Here is a 21,752-nt window from a genome sequence, read left to right as displayed (position 1 = left end):
GAAATGAAAAAGTATTTGTTGAGCTTAATATCGACGTGTTTTGTTTCATCTATCGCGGTGGCGGATATTACACTAGATGGGGAGTGTATTTTTCCAGAGGGAATTTCAGCATCAAGAGACGGAACGCTATATATAGGCTCTATGCAGCAAGGAAGTATATTAAGGGCATCTACAGGTGGAAAAACAGCTCACAGGTTTATAGAAGCTAACAGTAATGGGTTAGTCTCAACTCTTGGTGTGTATGTTGATGAACCAAACAACAGACTACTCGCCTGTTCAGCAGATCCTGGGCTTATTCATCAAAATGTTGGAGATGGCCGCTTTGACGGAAGTCGTCCGTCAGGCATAAAAATTTTTAATTTAGAAAATGGGAAACCATTGGAAAGTGTTGATTTCCCCGGAGGAGGATTTTGCAATGATTTAGTATCAGATGTTGATGGTACTATCTATGCAACCGATTCCTACCATGGGAGAGTCATGAAATATGACGGTGGAAAAGTTTCAGTTTTTGCCATTGGCGGAAAATTATCTGACCGACTTTGGACATTAAACGGTATAGAGCTATCTGAAACTGGGAAAGACTTATTTATTACTAACCAAAAAACGGGACAAATTTTTAATATTGAAATTTCGAAAGATAAAAAAGCGAGTGAAATAAAAGAAATTTCACTGAGTAGAAAATTTAATGCTGATGGAATTAGATTCTTGCCGGATGGTCGATTGGGAGCAATAGAAAAAGGGCGAACGGGCAAGTTGAATGCTATTAATGTTGAAACAGGAGAAGTTATAACGCTGGCGGATGATTTGCCTTCTCCGGCCACATTTGTCGCTTTAGGGAATAGGGTATTTATTACTTCAACCCAAGGTGAGAACTATTGGAAAGCAGATGGAAGTTGTGATAAAGCAAAAAAACCATTTGAAATAATTGAAATTAATTTAAAGTAAATTTTAAAGGTGTGGGTGCTCTCTAAATTTATTAAAGGAGATTCACGGAATGAAGTTATTAAACAAACTGGCAGGATACGTTATTTTGCCATGGTGTATTAGTGTGTACGCCGACGATGGCCCTGGCCTTGGAAACTTGACATATACGGACGACGAATTATTTACTTCTATTTCTCACATATCTGAATACTATGGCCATGGGCGTGTTGCCATGGTAAATGGGTATTTAATGGTACTATACTCGTCTGATGGTGGCGGTAATTATAACGATGGTGGGATAACCTTTTGGGATGTGAGTAATCCCAAATTACCCGAATTGAAATATAGGTATGACAATGAAGACACACATTGGCTAAAAGAACCTCATGGCTTTGTGTTATCCAATTCGTACACTGTTAATGGACAGCAACGTGACTTGCTCATGATGACTGCTATGAAAGGGGCCCAAATCTGGGATGTCACGGATCCATCGAATGTTTTTCTAGCGAAGAATATCCAGATTGAAGAAATTACGAAAAGTGGCTATCTCGGTTCATGGTCATTAGCCTGGCAGCCACCTTATCTGTATATCGGTGCTACAGACCTTGGGGTAATTGTGGTGCGGGTAGATGATGATCTTGAATATGAACATATTACTACTGTCCCACCTACACAATTGGGAGATGCAAATATTGGCATGCCGCATGCGGTAGGGAACCTACTTATAGGGACGCCACCTCAATCTGGTAAAATTGCAACGATAGATATTGCTAATCCTGAAAGCCCATTACTTGTAGATATTTACAATACGGCGTCTAGCTATAGCTCCAATTTCGCCGCTGGCTACTTATTTGGCTCTGATTTGAACTCTACTGGAAAAGTGACAGTACACAGAGTGGGTCATGATGGGATAATTGCCGAGAAATTCACCACTTCCAATCTCATTAAAAACCGAGGCGGTTATGGCACATACCAGGATGGGTACTATTTCGAAGGGGTATCTTCAGCAGCAGTTAAATACGATCTATCGAATGGTGCCGTACTTGGCAAAATGACCTCGGGACTCAGTGGAAGAGACGAAGACTTTGCAGAAGTCTTAGGCAATCTGGTGTTTGCAGGTAACGATCACCATTATGGTACAGGTATCTTCGTTCATGATACTCAGCCTGATACTAAGCCGCCAAAAGTTGAGTGGATGCACCCTGCACCTGGCTCTGTCTCATTGCCATTAACCTCACGAATTGGCGTTTCAATGAGTGACAGTGTTGACTTCAGTTCTGTGGATTCTTCCAGTTTTTCCGTAATTTCAGAAGGTTCGAGTGTTCCTGTTGCTGGGAAATATTCAGTCAAAGGGACTGTGGTTAACTTTACGCCTAATGAGCCTTTACAAGCGAACACGCGTTATACCGTAGTGATAGAGGGAGTCAAAGATTATGTTGGGAACGAATCTCCCCATTTTGAGACAGTCCTGACAACTGGGGAAGGGGGAGAACTAAACCATATCGGTCCCATTTGGGATGTGTTGTCACCATCCTCGGCTGATGGCTCACACGTCATTAGCGATGGACAGAAAGTATACGTTGACAGGGAATATGTTTTTGCAGGCGTTCCTGATTTTCTAAACGGTGCTTCATTAGTGAGAACAGCAAATAATGACAAGAGAAATAGTAGTGACAGCTATTTGACCCTGTCAATGAACCGGGCAACGGATTTCTATGTAGTATTCGATGCCAGAGCCAGAACGCTTCCTGCCTGGTTGGATAGCACATATACAAAACTACCAAATGGTGTCTCTTATGGATCTGGAACTCAATTCTGGAACTTCGATATCTACCATAAAGAATTTGGCTCGGGGAACCTGACCTTAGGTGGGGTGCTTAACGGTGGAGGTAGTGGTGTTGGCTCAAATTATGTTGTCGCAGCGAAACCCCGATCCGTAGACACCGAACTGCCCAGATGCCTGATAGGTGACCTAGATCCCGTTGAAGTGGGGGCATCAGCAGCGTTTTCGGGCAATGTTTCACATGCGCAGGGAGTTGAGTATTCTTGGTCGTTTGGTGATGGGACGCAAACCGAGATGAGTGCTAACTTGGCGTCTTCCAGCCATATATACCAGGAGAGTGGCCGTTATCCGGTGATCCTTAGAGTCAGGAATGATGCAGGTTTAACAAACTGCAGCGCAATTCAAATAGTTTATGGTGCCTTAACTGTAAACGAGCCAGTTCAGTCAACAGCAATTATTGAAGCAAAGTTGAACACTAGTGCTTCCGGTTCTGTGATTGTTAAAGCTAACCCTGACAACAACAGTGTAACAGCTATTTCACCGGTAACTGGTGCTACATTGTGGGAAGTTGGTGTGGGTGAAAAACCTGTTTCGGTTTCACAATCTCCGGGGGGGGAGTTGTGGGTCTTAAACAGGTTGAGTGCCACGATCTCCCGACTCAACGTATCTGATGGCAGTCTTATTTCAGACATCGTTCTTCCTCAAGCGTCCCTCCCTGCTGCACTGACATTTGTTCCCGGTAAAAATGTCGCGCTAGCCTCCCTTCAAGGTACCGGTGAACTGCTGAAACTCAATGTCGATGGAACCGTAGCGGCTAGGGAGACGGTGATTAAAGATGCTCGGGCAATTGCGGTAGATGCCAGTGGGGAATACGCCTATATCTCGCAGTTCATCAGTGATGATGATGCCGGGCGTGTTGCCAAAGTTCGGGTAGATGATTTCACGGATGTGGATGTTATTAAACTGGCTTTCGACCAAACTCTTGATACTGAAGCGAGCGGCCGAGGTGTGCCTAATTACTTGTCTTCACTGGCAATTAATCCGCAGGGAACGGAACTGATTGTCAGTTCACTTAAGGCCAATATTGCCAGAGGACAATTCAGAGACGGAAAACTTCTGGACTTCCAAAATACAATTCGTTCAATTGTCTCGGTGATCGATCTGGAGTCAGGACAGGAAAATTTGTCTCGCCGTTTTGATTTTGACAATAGGGAACTGCCAAGCTTTGTTAAGTATTCACCTTTGGGCGATGTGTACTTTGTAAGTTTCCAAGGAAATAACGTTGTCGAGGCGAGAGACAGTAAAACACACTCCCTGATCTCATCTGTTGATACACAGGCAGCTCCGCAAGGATTAGCGATTTCTGGTAACAGGCTTTACACCCATAACTTCCTGGGTAGAAGCAGTACTTCTATTGATGTGGCTGGTTTACTGGTGGGGCAATCGAATGTCATGCATTTGTTGCAACACACACCTACTGTTTCCACAGAGCAATTGAGCACTCCTGTCCTGGAAGGGAAAAAACTCTTTTACTCCTCAGATCTCCGCATGGCACTGGACGGATATGTAGCTTGTGCGTCTTGCCACATTGAAGGTCGGGACGACGGTCGGGTATGGGACATGACTCAAATAGGAGAGGGTTTTCGTAATACGCCATCTCTCCTTGGCAAAGGGGGAATGAGACACGGACTGGTTCACTGGACTGCCAATTTTGATGAAATTCAGGACTTTGAAAACCAAATACGTGAAGTGTTTCTTGGTACCGGGTTAATGACCGATGAGGATTACGCAATTTCCCGTGAACCTCTGGGTACTGAGAAAAAAGCCGGCCGAAGCGAGGATTTGGACAATCTTGCGGCTTATGTCGCCTCCCTGTCCGAAGCACCTGAGAGCCCATATCGCATTGACGGGTCGTTGACGCTGGAAGCATCAATAGGTGGGTCATTGTTTAACACGCGGGGCTGTGTTGATTGCCACAGTGGTGTGGATTTCCGGGATGGGGAGAAACATGATGTGGGCACAATAAAACCGAGCTCGGGTTTGGGCATAGGTGTACCTCTGGAAAACGTGGGCTTTGATACGCCAACGCTATTGGGTGTATGGAACACGGCTCCTTATTTCCATGATGGCTCAGCTGCGACACTGCAAGATACCTTGACGGAGTCGCATACCGGGCAGTCATTTACAGCTCAGGAAAAACAGCAGTTAACAGCGTACCTGAAGCAGATAGAATTGGCAGATGATCCTGAATTGCTAATCACCGATCTGGAAGATGAGTTCGCAGTTAACTCCCATCGCAGCTACCGTTGGGTTATAAGTTCTGCAACGGGGCAGAAGGTTTACACAGATCGCGGCTATATTTGGTCCACTTTACCGGACTTCCTAACCGGGGTCCCTTATCTCTTAACCGCAAATGATGACAAACGAGAGTCAAAATCTGACTACATTTCCTTTGATGTAGAAACTGATGTGACGGTTTGGGTTGCATTTGATGCGCGCAAAACCAATCTACCTGACTGGTTGAGAGGGACTGGGTGGGTTAAGCATTCATCTGATCAACTGCATTTTTCCGGTTACTTCTATGACCTATACAAGAAGCCTCTTGGTGAGGGAGTTAGGGTTACACTTGGGGGAGCTGAGTCAAATGCAAACTATGGTGTATTTGTAACTAAAAGGTAAAGCATTGCTGCGGGCCTGCTTGGCCCGCAGCTTCATACAGTTGAGTTGTCACTCATAAATTTTCTTTTCTTAAAGGCACTTTCGAACAACAAAATGGTTCGATTCGAAAGTTGTCTCTTGCCTGAAGATCAGCAGAATCATACATGTTGTAGCGCCAATTGCTGAAAAGAGTACGTTTGGTTCTGGCACCGCATTTTTCAATCATGGCCAACAGTTCAGTAAAGTGCAGGTAACGCACATCATAAACGATACTGAGCTTGCCTTTGCTCAATGTAAATTCACTGACCAGATCACTTTTCGTAAGATACACTGACAGCAAATCCAGTTGTTCTTTTGTTCCTGAAATCCTGCAATGGCGGCGTAGGTAAGTTGCGTAAGCCATGGTCATCCCATAAAGACAATCTTTTGGTTGGCAGCATAAAGGTTATAGCTACTGGAAGGTCAATTATGGCTCCTTTCCATTTCCGGAATTTCTTGTTTTGAAAATCATCAATCTCACCGAACAGCCCGACGTTATCCCTGTTATAGCCAAATGGCACTTTGATGAGTGGGGGCACCTCTACCCGGGTGAAACTTTGGCTGACTTTGTACAGGGACTTCACCAATGCCTTGATGACTCCTTGGTTCCTGTAACCTGGCTGTTGGTGGACGAGCAAAACGTGGTAGGTACGGCCTCGTTGGTTGAACAGGATATGGAAACCAATATCGAGCTCGGTCCTTGGTTGGCGAATGTGTACCTGATTCCGGCAATCAGAGGGCAGGGTATCGGTTCCTGGTTAATCCGAGAAGTCATGTCGCTCGCGAAGCAACGAGGAATTTCAGAGCTGGTTCTGTTTACGGAAGGACAGTCCTGGTTTTATGAGACGCTCGGCTGGCAGGTATTGAAAACGGAAACTTACCACGGCGAAACAGTATCGGTAATGGGCGTAAATCTCGCGTCTTTATAAATGCTTTTCGTGAATGCGTTTCAAGCGAATCGTAACCATAACTATATGATATTAAAATAATCTTGCCGATGATTCAGAACTGCTGTCTAATGCCGCCGGCGTAATTCTGCGCCGCATTCTTGTCCGTTATGTTTTGCGTAGATAGTAGCTGAAATGAAAATAAATCCTGTTGCTTCCCTTCTGGGCGGGCTGCTCCTGAGCGCTTCCGCCACCGCCGCTTCCGACATCCTGAATATCTATAACTGGTCTGAGTATCTGCCGGCTGAACTTATCGAAAAGTTCACCAAAGAAACCGACATCAAGGTGAATTACGCCACCTTTGAAAGCAATGAAACCATGTACGCCAAGCTGAAACTGTTGGGCGGCAAGGGTTACGACCTCGTTGTTCCTTCAACCTATTACGTCTCCAAGCTGGCAGAAGAGAACCTTTTGCACGCGCTCGACAAAGCCAAGATTCCGGCTTACCCGTCGTTAGATACCACTATCCTCAACCAGAGCTTTGACCCGAATAACCAGTATTCTCTGCCATATATGTGGGGCAGTACGGCAATGGGTTACAACGGTGAGTTGATTGAACCAGCGTTGGTGAAAAAGTGGCAGGATTTGTGGAACCCGGATTTTGCCGGACAGTTGCTGCTGACTGACGACGTCCGTGATGTCTTCGGCATGGCGCTTATTATGAACGGGCACAGCGTCAACAGCCGGGATGAAGCGCAGATCAAGCAGGCTTATGAAACACTTTCCTCCCTGAAGCCGAATGTGGTGCTGTTTAACTCAGACGCGCCTCATGTTCCCTTGATTACCGGTGAAGTGAATGTTGGCATGCAATGGAATGGCACCGCTTACCGGGCTATGGCTGAGAACCCGTCTATCGGTTTTGCTTATCCGGAAGAGGGCGCAATTTTCTGGATGGACAACTTTGTGATCCCGAAAGACGCAGAGAACAAAGATGCCGCGTACGCTTTCATTAACTTCATCCTTGAGCCTGAAAATCAGGCAGTACTGGTGGAGCAGATTGGTTATGCGATCCCGAACCTTGCTGCACTGGCTCACCTTGCACCAGAAGTGCGTGACAGTGAAGTGATTTTCCCGCCGGCAGAGGTGAAGCAAAAAGGCCAATTCCTCACAGATGTGGGTGAAGCGGTAGCTATCTACGAGAAATACTGGTTAGAGCTGAAGAAATGATGAAGGTAATTTACAGCGACAAGCAGCGCCTTCACCGGGTGAAATACGAATTTCTCGGTGGTGAGCCGACACCATGTTTCGAAAAGCCGGAACGTGCTGACATGGTACTGAATGCGATTAACAGCCACGGTGGCTTTAAGGTTATCGAACCACAGGCATTTGGTGTTGAGCCCATGAAATGGGTGCACACCGCAGACTACGTGGCATTTCTGGGGAGTGCCTGGAATGAATGGGAAGCCCGTTTCGGTGCAGACCGGGATGCCTCGCCATACTGCTTTTTGCCACGCCGCCACCTGCGTAACCATTGTCCAAAGGACATTGAAGGCAAGCTCGGTTACTACAGTTTTGACATGACGGCAGCCATTACTCCCGGAAGCTGGGAAGCAATTCAGTCTGCGGTTGACTGCGCCCTGACAGGGGTAGAACTGGTTGAAAGTGGTGAGAGAAGCGCATTTGCCCTTTGCCGTCCACCGGGTCACCATGCTGCGCCGGATTTGATGGGGGGCTACTGCTACATCAATAATGCCGCGATTGCCGCCGAGGCTTTTATCCGCAACGGCCATAAAAAAGTGGCGATTCTGGATATCGACTACCACCACGGCAACGGTACGCAGAGTATTTTCTACAGCCGAAGTGATGTGCTCTTCGTTTCCATCCACGGCGACCCGGACTACGATTACCCGCATTACCTGGGATTTGCCGATGAGACCGGGGAAAGTGAAGGTGAAGGCTTTAACCTCAACCTGCCGTTGCCGCAGGAGAAAACTGACTGGTCACTTTATGGCCCTGCACTGGAAACCGCACTGGCGAAAATCCAAGAGTTCGGTGCGGAAGTGCTGGTGATTTCCCTGGGTATGGACACCTATGAAAATGACCCAATCAGCTACTTCAAGCTGAACCGGGACAACTACACCCAAATTGGCAACATGCTGGGAAAACTTGGCTTGCCGACACTGTTTGTCTTTGAGGGTGGATACGCAGTGGACGACCTTGGACATAACACTGTTGCTGTACTCGACGGTTTTAAGTCAGTGTAGACCTGTCCAAACGAAGGCTGCGTTTTCATGGCACAGCCTTTCTATGCCTATCTTTTCATCACCCTGGTCAATGAATAACACAATTGGCGCTTATGCGATCACTTGAACCCGGTAAGACCAATTATTGCTTTACAGTGTTCCTGCTCACCGCTAATATGCGCCCCATACGGAGGGATGGCTGAGCGGTTGAAAGCACCGGTCTTGAAAACCGGCATACGTTAATAGCGTATCTAGGGTTCAAATCCCTATCCCTCCGCCACATTAGACAAAGCCCGCTTAATCGCGGGCTTTGTCGTATTTGAAATATCGCAATCCGGGATAAGGTGCAGAATCCTAGACGGGAGGGACGGTATGTCTTCAGCCGAGCGCAGCGAGACAACGTTGCCCCGACGCAGTCTGAATGATTTTAACCACCTAGACTGAAACAGCTGATCTAGGTTGACTCGTTCTTTCCTCAAAGTGAGTGTTGATTAGGAAACAGTGGGGAAATATCACTCAAATAAAATTTAATTATTTTAATTTCTTAGCATACCTTCGAAATAGATTACAGCTGGCATTCAGCCATGTTTATAAAAGTGACCATAGAGCTTTAAGATCATGAAGTGTAAGATTATAGAAATAAATAATTACATTTTTATAAACCAGGAAATTGTTTCAGGAATTATTTTTTCGTCAATTACTTCTGGACCTGAAAATACGTTCCAAATATGGTCAGTATTAAACTCTACGAGCTTTTCTTCACCATCATGGTACGCCATCCAGGATTCAGCACTAATAACCAGGTCATCTCGTGTTCCCCTGATAACAAGCAGTGGGCCGTTATAATCCGCAATGGCACCTATAGGATTTTTCGTAAAGAGTTCTTTGAAAAATTTAGATTTTAAAGTTGTACTGTTACCCCATGGTGTTGTTGTAGAGAAACTTTTTTCAGGATCACTGGCCACAGCCTCAAGAATGAAATCAGCACCTAATAAATTAGAATATGTCATAAAAGGATGTGTCACGGGACCCCAAAGAGCCAAAGATTTAATCTCTGGATTTAATTTGGCGACATGACTGGCAACTAACCCGCCTTGACTCCATCCCAATACGCCAATTTTTTCGATGTTAATTTTTTTGTTGTTTTTTAGCCAATTTACAGCAGCGTTGGCATCTTCTATTTGACGGCTGAAGGTTGTATCTTCCCATTTGCCATCACTGTCACCAGATCCTCTAAAGTCAATACGTAAGCTAGCAAGTCCATGTTCTGCCATTACTCTTGCTGTTCTGGAATAGACTCCTTCTTCTGTGCCTTTTACCGGTAACTCATGGCGATGGCCCATAAAGCCATGAAGCAATAATACAACAGGTGGATTAGATGTATTTTCTGGTGTTTCTAGTGTACCAACTACTTTTTGACCATCAACTTCAAAAGAAACTTCTTTTTCTGCTGCATATATTGGATGAGTAAGGACTAGTGAAGCAAGTAAAGCAGAGTAAGTAATCAGCTTTTTATTAAGAGATAACATATAAAATATCCTATAAAGTGATTGATGATGTTAATTGAAATGAAAAATAATTAAGTTGGTATTGATATCTATCTGACCTCAATGTGGTTAAAAATGGCTTAACTTTGTAACATGTTGATAAAACTAATAAATTGTAAAAACAGTAATATACAAACCTATTTTTGTGATATTAAGGAGCTACTTCTCACGACTATGAGAATTAATAATGCGCTATAATGTTATGGCCATACTGTAATGAATATTGTCTTCTTAGGATTAAGAGTTATTAGGGGTTTTCATCAAATAAAAGCTCAATGAACCTTCTAGTTTTTAGTGGTATAACGAGGTTGTCTGGATAGATGATATATAATGCTGTTTTCCATGTATATTTAGATAGAATACTTAAAAGTGAACCATTATTAATATGGGGTTCTGCTATAAAATCTAATGATGCAGTAATACCTAGGCCTTTAACAGCAAATTCTGATAGCAATAGTTCACTATGAGATTCAATATATGATTCAATATATGGTGAAACTTCATCTGTAATTTTCTCGCTCTTATCAATAAATGTCCATTTTTTATTAGTTAAGCAGTGAGAGTAGTTCATACATTTATGATTAACTAAATCTTGAGGGTGCATTGGTTCACCATGTTTTTCAATATAGTCAGGAGAAGCTACAATATAAGTTGCAAGATTCTTTACCTTTCTGCTTTTATATGAACTATCTTCTGGCTGCCCAATGTAGAAAGCGACATCAAAACCTTCTCCAACCAGATCACCAATAGTGTTATCAAAAATAATCTCTAAATTTAACTTAGGATAAGTAACCATTAACTGGCTAAGTTTATTTGTAATAAATGGATCATGTTCGAGTACAGGTGGTATTTTTATTTTTAGTTTACCCCTTACCTCGCCTTTTCTATCATCAATGTACTCATAGCATTCATCAATACTAGAAAAAATTGTGGTGCAGTGATTGTAAAGGTATCGCCCTTCATCTGTTAAGTTAATGGTTCTTGTTGTTCTTTGGATGAGAGTGCAATTTAAACTTTCTTCAAGAAGTTTCATATGCTTACTCACAACAGATTTGGATATGTAGAGTTTATCTGCTGCAATAGAAAAAGAATTATACAAAACCACATTATAAAAAGTTTTTAATAAGTTAAGGTTCAATGAGTTCATGTTAATCTCCTCAGTCGTTAATATTATACATGTAAATTAAAACGTAAAGAGAGAAGCGTCTTGTTATTGTTTCCAAGACGGAAACATATAATTCACTTATGTAGTCGTGAATAGGGGGCTGATGTTGGGATACTCAGGGTGCGTGGTCCAGTCTCTGAATGTTTTTACCTGATTTACAATCAAGGATGTGACTGAATGTTGGTTTGTATTCTGGCAAACAGGAATGTTGCAATAACGAAATGATTGTGTATCTTTACCGCCCGCCATATAGTGATAAGTATCAATGTTAGTAACTAGCTGCAGTGCTGGCAGCTTATCTTCCATAGCCTGTTGGCGTTTCCCTGTGCGTCATGAGCGAGTTTTACATAGCCGGCTTTATTGCAGATTCTGTTGTAATTGAAATATCCTTCCGCAAATTAAGTAAAAGGCCACTGAGTTTTCAGTGGCCTTTTTGCGTTCTTGGTGCTCTATGGATAGGGTGTATGAGATATTTTTCCGAACATCGGTAGATATCCCCGAACTAACTTGGGAGTTAAATTGTGCTTTCCCGTTGTACCATTAAAGGATGAACTTGTACTTGCTTGGCAACGATTCGCCCCTGTATACGCTCCATTAAAAGGTCTACTGCAGCTTCACCAATAACTCCCGCATCTAGACGCATGGTTGATAGTGTAGGTTTTAGAGCGCTGGCAATGGCACTATCATTAAAACCAACAACAGAAATGTCTTCCGGTACTCTAATTCCTCGAGCACTTAAAGATTGGTAAACTTCAACAGCGGATTGATCTGTGTCGACAATGAGAGCATCAGGAAATCTCGCCGAACCCATGTCAAATCGATTGAACAACTCATCTACCATAGCCATATCGTTTGAACGGAAAAACACTAAATCAGGATCGAATTTTCCAGCCAGTTCCATTCTTTGTTTATAGCCTGTATATCTTCCATCCATTTTACTGTTTATTCCCAGAAGAGCCGGGCGATGAATCCCCTTTGCCATGAGCCAATCGCACATCGTCATGGCGGCTGATTCAATGTTGGTGTAAACAGAGTCGGTGTGAATCGTAGGTTTTGCAGGATGTATCAAAACCAACGGTATATTCAATAGGTTAAGTGAATTGATGTCTTCTTCTGGCAACTCGCCAAAACTCAAAACTCCCGAGTGGCGCACGTTATTTAAAGCCGCCGCATCAAAATCTTTCTGAAGCACACGTACAATATTTGTTTCGTATTCCTCACAGCGAGCTTCTATTCCTTTGCGTAAACCTAGATAAAAAGGGAAATCCAATTCATCTTTACTTGATAGGAAATGAACGAGAACAATTGATTTGAGCTCTTCAGGTTTACGTAGCGCAACGGACTTATCAAACTGACCGGTATTACGTTTCCGCCTTGGTACGTATTGTAGTCTTTCAGCAGTTTCAATTACCAAAGTTCGTTTGGCTGTTGAAACTGACAGTGTAGAGTCTCTGTTGAGAATACGTGAAACTGTTGACTCAGCAACCCCGGTTATCTTTGCAATTTTTTTTAATGTAACCATTTTGGAATAGCTTCCATTTACCTAATAGTTTGTTTATCCGGTGTTACGACTCAATTGTGCGTGATGGATTGAACTCCGTCTAGTCTAAGGCCAATTTGGTGAAATAGCAGTTCTAATGGTCGTGATCTTTCAAGCATGTACTTTTCATCTGGTTAGTATTTTCACTGAAAATACTTTGATGCATATCTCTTTGACACTGTCTCAATATGATACAGGTGTCATATTAACATGTAGGAAACAGCGTCCTTGTAAGGACAAGCACCTAAACGCCAAATGTGAACTGCTTCATTAAAAGGGAAAAACTTGAGTTATTCCTAATATGACTATTTGCGCATAACAATCTGTTGGGTAAATATCAAATAATCGGACTTTTGCTTTCAGTTGGAAAAATTTCATTTCCGGGCTTGATGATATACAAATCTTACAATAAGGTAAACTTTAGTGAACTTTACTTGAGGTGAGGAAATGCACTAAATAAAATATATTGCATATACAATGACGTTGCCTGGCATATTGAAGGGTAGGACGGAAAGTGGCGTTATTAGAGTGGTGTAATTGATTACCTTCGAAGTTTAACAGGGAATTTCTTCCTGATTATATTCATTAGCTTTGATAATACATGATATTTTCGGCTGTCTAATTTTTTTGTATCAAACTGTTTATAATCAAAGATAAGCAGTTCGTAAAAGCCTGACTTTATGTATCAAAATTTTCAGTGGCTTTTTATCGTACAGTTAAAGTTAATTACAAAGGTGACTTTTAAATCTTAATGTTTTTTCTCTTTCCATAATTAAGTAATAACTGTGGCCTTTGAATGTATTCAGATTATAAAACCTCCGGATTGTCTGGAGGATTGTGTCAGCGGGTAATTGTTGGAACAGTGAGTATCTGCAATAGATTTTTTGATGAATTATATCAAATTTAGGTGCAGTACTGCGCTATTCGTGAATACGATAATGATGTTGGAATGAAATTGATGAATAAAAAAACGCTTAGACCTAATGTACTTGTTATTTTTACTGACCAACAACGGTGGGATACTGTTGGTATACACGGAAATGAGCTTGATGTGACACCTAATTTTGATCGGTTAGCCAAGGCAGGAAGCTTTGTCCCTAACTCTTTTACTCCTCAGCCTGTATGCGGCCCTGCACGGTCGATTTTACAGACTGGATGTTACCCTACGAAAACAGGGTGTTTTCGCAATGATATACCGCTACCTAATAATCAGGAGACCATTGCCCATCATTTCGGACGATCGGGTTATGACACCGCGTATATTGGGAAGTGGCATCTCGCATCAAGCGAACCTGTAGTAAGGGCAGAGCAAGGTGGATATGATTATTGGTTAGCTTCAAACATATTGGAGTTTACGTCTTGGCCTTATAAAACAACCGTATATGATAAAGAGATGCGAGCCCATGACTTACCTGGTTACAGGGTTGATGCATTGACGGACGCTACAATTCGCTATTTAGATCAAGAACGTAGTAACCCCTTTTTCCTTTTTTTGTCTTTTTTGGAACCTCATCATCAAAATCAACATGACAATTACCCTGCACCAGTGGGATATGAGAAACGCTTGGCAAAAAAGAATGTATCTTTCCCTCCTGATTTGGATACGTTTGGAGGGACCACAAAAGAACATTATTTTGGCTACATGAGCATGGTACAACGTATAGATGAGGCATTGGGGCGTATAGTTGAAGCTCTTATTTCGCTAGATGAGTTAGATAACACGATTATCTTGTTTACGTCAGATCACGGTTGCCATTTTAAAACGAGAAACAGTGAATATAAGCGCTCCTGCCACGAAGCTTCTATTAGAATACCAACAATGTTCTACGGACCAGGATTCAATAACGGAGAGGCCATTTCACGAAATTGTTCCTTAATAGACTTTCCTCCAACGCTTCTTCATGCCGCTGGTATAGATATTCCAGAATATATGCAAGGGCATTCCCTTCTCCACACTGAAAAAGAACACGATGATATATTTATCCAGATTAGTGAAAGTCAGGTTGGTAGGGCTCTTAGATACAAAAAGTGGAAATATTGTGTAGCTGCTCCTGATCTTGACCCCTATGTTAATTCATGCAGTGAGTTCTATAGAGAAACTCATCTCTATGACTTGGAAAATGACCCTTGGGAGTTAAACAACTTGGTATCATCAGAATCACATGGTGAGATACGAAAATTCCTTGCTCACAGATTGATACAACGCATGGAAGAGGCAGGGGAAAAAGCGCCGAGCATTGAACAATGCTTATAGACTGCAAAACTAATACTTCGTGTTGTTAGTTAGAGAACATAGAGTGGTTTCTCTTTAGGGTGGTCATCAAGAATATTACTTCGTATCTAGTCAAAATATCTAAAGTGAAGGGAGGCTGAAAATTCGGCTTCCCTATTTTTATGAATCGTATTGAGCATCGCTTTACAGGTACACAAGATCAATAAGCTCACACAGTTTTACTTAGGAAAGTAGAGTATCTGTTTTACCAACGATGTGTTTCTCGGACTACTCACTGTTGGCAAGATTTGGGTACCCAGATCCATTATTTTCTCCATCTAAAAACATGGATTTATTCGTCCCCTCGCAAGATAGGAGGAAGTGGCAAATTGGACGAATAAATACGCTCCTCAAGCTTGTCCAGTGCCAGACGAATAGCGCCAAGTGACACTGATTCATCTCCAAGAGTTGATAGCACGATGTTGGGTGAGGTAATACATAGTGGCGTCAGGTGACGTTCAACATATTCAAGTAATGTTTTGCCTGATTTTGATATTCCGCCACCCAGCACGATAACCTGTGGATCAAGCGTGAGGATCAATGCTGCCATGCCGGTAGATAAATCCTTGGTATATGCATCAACGACAGTCAATGACTCGGCGTCGCCGGACTGGGCTGCGGAGAATATGTATTCTGCGCGTTGTTCTATTGGCAAATCGTCAGTCAATGATGAAAAGCGAAGAAAGTGGTCTTGAGTCTTTGCCCAGCCCAGTTGTCGCAACGCACCTGTCTCTCCCGCAGCACCCGAATGTCCTCGGTGTAAATTGCCACCAAGCAACAAACCCGCACCCGTACGCATTCCGGACAACACATAGACGACATCATCGAAATCCTGCACAGCACCAACCCAATTCTCGGCTAGCACGGCCAAATTACAATCATTTTCTATAGATATTTGGCACTCATACTTACTGCCCAATTCCTCAGCGAGGTTACGTTTGTTCCAGCCAAGAATCGGACTGCTTATTACAAATCCACGTTCATCAATGACGCCTGGACTGCCTATTGTGATGCCCCAAAGAGCAGTTGATTCAATATCAATGTTCTTAAGGCATTCTTCGATAGCGCAATGTGTTGCCTGAATCCTTTTTTCTGATGAATCTTCAGGGCTAACTTGTATGCGGTGCTTTGTAAGTACCTTGCCTTGGCAGTCAGCGAGTTGCGCCAGTACCTTGAACTCACCAACGTCAACGCCAATAACGTAACCGGCTTCAGCTCGGAACCGATAGTGGCGGGCAGGGCGACCATTAGACCGCCCTGCTGATTCCTCAGCATGGATCTCCTCAAGCCATCCCGATTCCATCAGATCATCAACTGCCGATTGGGTTGTTGGACGAGAAATACCGGTTTTGCGTACGAGTTCGGTCAGCGTGAGTGCGGATGAATACTGGGCTGCGCGCAGAATCATAAGCATATTTGACCGTCGAATAGCCGAAGTATCCGTCCCGTTAACGTTGATCAACTTTGATCGCTTAATTTTGCTATTTTTTTGACACATGTCTAATACACAAACCTAACAATTGAATTATTAAAAAAGGTTTAATAATAATGTTGTCACCAAGTAAGAGAACAATCAACATCTACAATCAATACTTAACATGGAGGTACATATGGGGTCTATCTTTTCTCGACAGACGTTTGGTCGTATAGGAATAACAGCCATTGCAGCTGCATCACTGCTGGTTGGAGGTACAAGTATTGCGAATGGTGCTGATCAACCTGAGAGCATTTCTTATTGGTCGGCTTGGAACGTTGGCGAACCACAACAAATACTGCTTCAGGAAGCAGCAGATGCCTTTACAGCTGAAACGGGAATTAAGGTAGAAACGCGATGGCTCGGGAGAACCAATGGATTAAAGTCATTACCGCTCTATTCTTTTCCGGATCTTTACGATAGTTCAACCGATGGCGTAGCTGTGTGGCGCGAAAAAAATGTCGTTGCTTCATTAGCTCCCATTTTGGATGAGTTAATTCCGGGTGAAGATATTACGGTCAGGGAATCCATTCCTGGGACCGTTTGGGAAGCCGCATCTGACGAAAAGGGTATCGCCTTTTTGCCTATGACCGTTATCTCGACTGCGATTTGGTTTGATACAACCAGACACCCCGAATTGGTTACCTCACCACCAGAAACTTGGGATGACTTCCTTGCCTTGGTTGAGCGCCTGAGTGCTGACGGAGTTGCCATAGCACAAGACGGTACGATCAACTTTTACAATGTTTACTGGTGGATGTGGTCGATGCAACGACACTTAGGTCCAGGAAGTATTGTTGCACTGGGCCAAGATGCAGCAGCTTGGGATAATCCCAAAGTACTGGCTGCTGCAAAAGATATTGAAAAGTTGGCAAAGCTTAAGCCATTCCAAGATGGTTTTATGGGCACAAAGTATCCTTCTGCGCAGAATAAGTGGGCTCAAGGAGAGGCGGCGTTCAACATCAACGGAACTTGGGTGACAAGCGAAGCTGCCTCTATGGCTGCCCCTGATGCAAAATTCAGTTCGTTCCAATACCCGATGGTCGAAGGCGGATTTGATGTTGTAGATGTTGGTGCCCTTGGTATTTCTGTGAATGAACAGAGCAGTAAAGTAGATGCATCTCTACAATTCCTGAAATTCTTGGCAAAAAAGGAATATATGGATCGTATAGGGACCGATGCTCTTAATATCCCTGCACGAATTGACTCAGCATCTCCAGATGCCCTTGCCAGCGCTAAACAAGCTGTAGAAAACGCATCTCATGTGTTCAAAACCTATGACCAAGCTCCTGCACTTGTTCAAGGCTGGTGGAATGAGGTGTTGTTGCCATTGGATGACAAGCTTTTATCCGGTGAGATTACTGCTGAGGAATTCGTCAAACTTGGTAGAGAGCGGACTGAACGATACCTCTTGAGTTTGTAATTTATCAACATGAGTACTCATATGGACATTAGCTTAAATAAAGGGAGCGGCGCGGCAAAGCGCCGTGCCCTCATTGGTTCGTCATTAAGTGACCGCTGCTACTGGCAATTTCTTTCACCTGCGCTGGCCCTATATTCGATTGTATTCATTTTACCAACGCTCTTTGGATTTGGGGTTAGTTTTTCGCAGTGGTCAGGACCGGGAACGGAAATGACCTTTGTTGGCTTACGAAATTACTATCGGCTTTGGCTGAATGATGCGTTTCGTTCATCATTTTACAACACTATTGTTCTCGTCTTGCTAGGTGGTGCACTTGTCTTTCTCATCGTTTTCGCCGCTATGGCAGTATTACGAGAGGCAAAAGGGCGCGCCTTTATCCGTTCAGTTGTTTTTGTTCCAATTGTTATTTCTCCCATTGCGGTGGGCACTGCGTTGGGTTTTGTTTTAAACCCTGATGGAACGCTTAACAATTTACTGGATATGGTGAATCTGGCTCAGTTTCAGCAGGCATGGCTTGCGCCGGAGAATATCTTCAAATGTATTGTCGTGGGTTTTGTATGGAGCACAGCGGGTCTTTATGTTGCCATTTTGATGGCTGCGGTCGACTCCATACCCAAAAGCATTTATGAGGATGCCCGTCTCGCCGGGGCTAGTCGCTGGCAGCAATTTTGGCATATCACACTGCCCTTGAGCTGGGATGCGATGTCTGTGGCTGCAGTAATCTGGGTAATTAACTCAATTAAAGTGTTTGAAATTGTTCTCGCGTTTACCGGTACAGCAGGCACCCCTCCCATGGAAGCGCGAACAATCGCATTTCAACAATATCTGGCCCTGTCTTCGCTTTACAGCGCGCCAGACATGGGGTTTGGTTCTGCAATCGGCTTTGCAATCATGGCGTTTACAGTAATTTTAGTTGTTCTCATCAGACGAGTGATGCGCCGTGAACGGTTGGAGATTGCCTAATGCGTAAAATTAGTTTTGGTTCTATCAGTTCGTTTTTCTCACTGTCCTCATTGTGGTTTTGGGTAGTTCTGAACTTTACCCTGTTGATCTGGATTGGCATTCAATCCCTCAAAACAACGCGTGAACTATTTTCATCACCGCTGTCACTGCCATCAATCCCTCAGTGGAAAAACTACATTGATGCGTGGGGTGTATCAGGATTTGGGGATGCTGCTTTCAATACTGTTGTATTGTCAACAACCTGCTCGGCACTAGTTGTTATTTTTTCAGCTCCGGCAGCCTATGTTCTCGCTCGTTCAAAGGCTCGCAGCGCAGAGGGGCTCACCAGCTATTTTGCCTTGGGGGCGGCTATTCCTTTCCAAACGATAGTGGTTCCTCTGGTTGCAGTCAGTGTGTGGCTCCAGATGTCCATGAACCATGTTTTTGGTTGGTGGGATTCACGCATTACATTGGGGGTGTTTTATGTTGCATTGTCCCTGCCATTTTCTGTCTTCCTTCTAACGGGGTATTTCCGCTCTTTACCAGGGGAGCTGGAGGAAGCCGCGATGTTAGATGGAGCAAGTCCGCTCCGTGCGTTTTGGGAAGTCATGATGCCGGTGGCCAGACCAGCCCTGACAACCGTTTTTCTTCTGACCTTCGTTGGCCTTTGGAACGAGACATTGCTCGTGCTTTTACTCGTACCGGACCCTGAGCTTCGCACGCTTCCTGCTTCGCTGCTAAATCTTTATAACACAATGCAATTTACTTCCAATTGGGGGGGCTTGTTCGCCGGGGTGGTAATTCTTGTATTCCCAATAGTTGCAATTTATATCTGGGTTGGCAGACGAATTACTGAAGGTATGACTTCAGGGATCGGTAAATGACGCGTTCTATATTGTTTTCAGACGGAATAGCTAACCTTCATGATGACGGTACAGTTGAAAGCTTTACCCAAATTAACGCTAAAAGTCGCAATTATCTGTTAGATGAAAACAGTGAGAAATGGCACACCTCTGAATACCGCTGGGGATCAGGTTTTGCAATCACGGATCAGGGCTCAGGTAGATGGTGTCACCCCTTGGCGAGACGGATCATCCCAAACGGCGTAGTCCTTTCGTATAAGCCCATTGAAGGGATTCTTGGCTTGGACGTTACGCGTGAGGGGGGGGATGTTTTTACCGAAGTCTATCGTTGGAAAAATATCTCCGCAGAGGAGTTGGTTGTTACGTCTCTTGCGATTTCAGCACCAATTCGCGATATCTATCCTTCTGCCAAACAGTCTCTTGAAGGGGCGTGCCATGCGCATGTATGGACTGGAGGAAAATGGTCCTGGCTCTTGGCTCAGCCGATGTCCGGAGAGGGGCCTGTCCTTGGTACGGTAACACGAGGAGGTGCGCTTTGGGGGTATTCGGTTGAATCCCGTAATTCTGCACTTTTTTCGAATATCCGCGGTCACATCATGCTCCATCCGACTGACCATGCCAGGAATCCGAATGCGTTTGGTGGACAACCGAAGCTTTCGATAGCGCCCGGTGAGACTTACGAACTTAAACTTGAATCTCGATTCTATTCTGATTCGGCAGCTTTTTTAGCCGATACAGATCCACCTGTTCAGTTTGATCGTTTTGCTGCGCCCCTTGGTGAACAAATAGTGATGCGAAATGGTGCTGATGCCATAAACTTAAGTGGTACTCGCCATGGCATTAGTATGGTGGATATCAATGAAGAGAGCCGAACGGCAGTCCTATTCCACGACACACCGCGTAACCTCGTGGAAAGTCGGGTCAAATACATCCTCGACAGACAAAGACCGACCGAACGCCCTGAACCGGACTGCTATGCATTTGTGCCATGTGACACCCAAACTGGCCTCACCCAGACTGGTGCTGGATGGGCTGATTGGTCGGATGGTGCGGAAAGGCTATCAATGCCCTCATTGTTGCAACAGGCGAGGTTTAGGGGCTGGGGGGACGCCGAAAAAATCGACTCCGCTTTATGTGGATGGGCTGAGTTTGCCCGGAAACGATTGATTGATGATTCGGCAACCGTGCGCTGGGGCAGCGATACGACCGTTGAAAAACCGCGGCTCTACAATTTCCCTTGGATGGCACATTTCTTTGCAGATCAGTACCGTCTATTCGGGGATTTGAATGACCTGGAACTAGCTGCGCGTTTACTGGAGCGTTCCTACGAGCTGGGCGCGACCGAGCACCTTTCAATTGGGCATTCTCACGCTGTATTAAGCGTTGTCGAATTGCTTCTTAATGATGATCAAGCAGGCCGGGCAGCAGTGCTTTTAAAGGGACTTCGTGATCAGGCTGACCATTTTCAGAATATCGGGATGGATCTTCCCGGCCATGAAGTGAATTACGAGCAATCAATGGTTGCCCCGCTTGTTTCTGCACTAGCAATTGCCTCTCAGATCTGGCCTGAAAGAGGTTATCAAACTGCAATAGCTACCGCCTTGAAGTGGCTTAAAGCCTTTAGTGGGCCACAGCCGCACGTCCGATTGCACAATATTGCCATTCGACATTGGGATGGTTATTTCTTCGGTCGCAACAGGCAATGGGGTGACACATTCCCGCATTACTGGAGTGTGTTGACGGCGGTAGCGTTAAATGATTTGCCTGCCGATTTTGCTTGCGAAGAAACCAAGCAAATTGCGCAGTCAATATTTCGCGCCAATCTTGTCGACTTTGATAGCGATGGCACCGCGAGTGCCGCGTTCGTCTTTCCTACTGCGATTGACGGCGTTCCTGCACATCATGTCGATTCTCTCGCAAATGATCAGGACTGGGTGCTGACGCTTTGGCTGCGAAGCGAAGCTGATCTTAATTGAATGCTGGTAGCGCCTA

General features: G+C 44.3%; 15 protein-coding genes and 1 tRNA gene. 11 read left to right on the top strand and 5 right to left on the bottom strand.

What is annotated here, in order from left to right:
* The first annotated feature begins 3 nt into the window (after positions 1–3).
* Positions 4–945, top strand: coding sequence for an SMP-30/gluconolactonase/LRE family protein (locus NF212_RS19945; protein ID WP_434362616.1), 942 nt, complete (start codon positions 4–6; stop codon positions 943–945).
* 49 nt (positions 946–994) lie between these two features.
* On the top strand, positions 995–5,386 hold the full coding sequence (locus NF212_RS19940; RefSeq protein WP_434362614.1) for an Ig-like domain-containing protein: 4,392 nt from the start codon (positions 995–997) through the stop codon (positions 5,384–5,386).
* 52 nt (positions 5,387–5,438) lie between these two features.
* Here NF212_RS19940 and NF212_RS19935 read toward each other — a convergent pair whose 3' ends face one another.
* Positions 5,439–5,768, bottom strand: a complete 330-nt coding sequence (locus NF212_RS19935; protein WP_434362612.1) for a hypothetical protein — start codon at positions 5,766–5,768, stop codon at positions 5,439–5,441.
* Positions 5,769–5,865: 97 nt separating this feature from the next.
* On the opposite strand from NF212_RS19935, the gene NF212_RS19930 reads away from it, so the two are divergent.
* The 4 genes from NF212_RS19930 to NF212_RS19915 all read left to right on the top strand — a co-directional run bounded on the left by NF212_RS19930 (position 5,866) and on the right by NF212_RS19915 (position 8,814).
* Positions 5,866–6,333, top strand: a complete 468-nt coding sequence (locus NF212_RS19930; protein WP_434362610.1) for a GNAT family N-acetyltransferase — start codon at positions 5,866–5,868, stop codon at positions 6,331–6,333.
* A gap of 153 nt (positions 6,334–6,486) precedes the next feature.
* Positions 6,487–7,518, top strand: a complete 1,032-nt coding sequence (locus NF212_RS19925; protein WP_434362608.1) for an ABC transporter substrate-binding protein — start codon at positions 6,487–6,489, stop codon at positions 7,516–7,518.
* Positions 7,515–8,555 carry a histone deacetylase family protein gene (locus tag NF212_RS19920; RefSeq protein ID WP_434362606.1) on the top strand — a complete coding sequence of 347 codons (1,041 nt, stop codon included), beginning with the start codon at positions 7,515–7,517 and terminating at the stop codon, positions 8,553–8,555. Before NF212_RS19925 ends, NF212_RS19920 begins: the two co-directional genes overlap by 4 nt.
* Before the next feature lie 168 nt (positions 8,556–8,723).
* Positions 8,724–8,814 (top strand) — tRNA-Ser (locus tag NF212_RS19915).
* A 367-nt stretch (positions 8,815–9,181) separates the two neighbouring features.
* Here the strand turns inward: NF212_RS19915 and NF212_RS19910 are convergent.
* The 3 genes from NF212_RS19910 to NF212_RS19900 form a co-directional block, all read right to left on the bottom strand.
* Positions 9,182–10,063: an alpha/beta hydrolase gene (locus NF212_RS19910; RefSeq protein ID WP_434362604.1), complete on the bottom strand. Its 882-nt coding sequence runs from the start codon at positions 10,061–10,063 to the stop codon at positions 9,182–9,184.
* A gap of 265 nt (positions 10,064–10,328) precedes the next feature.
* Positions 10,329–11,228 (bottom strand): LysR substrate-binding domain-containing protein, encoded by a 900-nt coding sequence (locus tag NF212_RS19905; protein ID WP_434362602.1) that lies wholly within the window; start codon positions 11,226–11,228, stop codon positions 10,329–10,331.
* A gap of 532 nt (positions 11,229–11,760) precedes the next feature.
* On the bottom strand, positions 11,761–12,768 hold the full coding sequence (locus NF212_RS19900; protein ID WP_434362600.1) for a LacI family DNA-binding transcriptional regulator: 1,008 nt from the start codon (positions 12,766–12,768) through the stop codon (positions 11,761–11,763).
* 976 nt (positions 12,769–13,744) lie between these two features.
* Here NF212_RS19900 and NF212_RS19895 point away from each other — a divergent pair.
* Positions 13,745–15,040 carry a sulfatase-like hydrolase/transferase gene (locus NF212_RS19895; protein ID WP_434362599.1) on the top strand — a complete coding sequence of 432 codons (1,296 nt, stop codon included), beginning with the start codon at positions 13,745–13,747 and terminating at the stop codon, positions 15,038–15,040.
* Positions 15,041–15,350: 310 nt separating this feature from the next.
* Here the strand turns inward: NF212_RS19895 and NF212_RS19890 are convergent, their stop codons facing one another.
* Positions 15,351–16,472 (bottom strand): ROK family transcriptional regulator, encoded by a 1,122-nt coding sequence (locus NF212_RS19890; RefSeq protein WP_434362598.1) that lies wholly within the window; start codon positions 16,470–16,472, stop codon positions 15,351–15,353.
* A 196-nt stretch (positions 16,473–16,668) separates the two neighbouring features.
* Here NF212_RS19890 and NF212_RS19885 point away from each other — a divergent pair, with 196 nt between their 5' ends.
* Genes NF212_RS19885 through NF212_RS19870 form a run of 4 tightly spaced genes read left to right on the top strand, consistent with a single transcriptional unit; the run spans position 16,669 to position 21,736 of the window.
* The gene (locus tag NF212_RS19885) at positions 16,669–17,955 is read left to right on the top strand and encodes an ABC transporter substrate-binding protein (RefSeq protein WP_434362597.1); all 1,287 of its coding nucleotides are present in this window, start codon (positions 16,669–16,671) and stop codon (positions 17,953–17,955) included.
* Positions 17,956–17,976: 21 nt separating this feature from the next.
* A complete protein-coding gene (locus tag NF212_RS19880) occupies positions 17,977–18,918 on the top strand; it encodes a carbohydrate ABC transporter permease (RefSeq protein ID WP_434362596.1) in 942 nt (313 codons plus the stop codon).
* Entirely contained in the window at positions 18,918–19,781 is an 864-nt protein-coding gene (locus NF212_RS19875) for a carbohydrate ABC transporter permease (protein ID WP_434362595.1), read from the top strand. The genes NF212_RS19880 and NF212_RS19875 overlap by 1 nt, the downstream gene beginning before the upstream one ends.
* Positions 19,778–21,736 carry a hypothetical protein gene (locus NF212_RS19870; protein ID WP_434362593.1) on the top strand — a complete coding sequence of 653 codons (1,959 nt, stop codon included), beginning with the start codon at positions 19,778–19,780 and terminating at the stop codon, positions 21,734–21,736. Before NF212_RS19875 ends, NF212_RS19870 begins: the two co-directional genes overlap by 4 nt.
* Positions 21,737–21,752: the final 16 nt, after the last annotated feature.

It is taken from the genome of Parasalinivibrio latis (assembly GCF_036825535.1).
GTDB classification, from domain to species: domain Bacteria; phylum Pseudomonadota; class Gammaproteobacteria; order Enterobacterales; family Vibrionaceae; genus Parasalinivibrio; species Parasalinivibrio latis.
The sequence above is the reverse complement of the archived record's forward strand: the minus strand, read 5'-3'. Positions and strand labels throughout refer to the sequence as shown.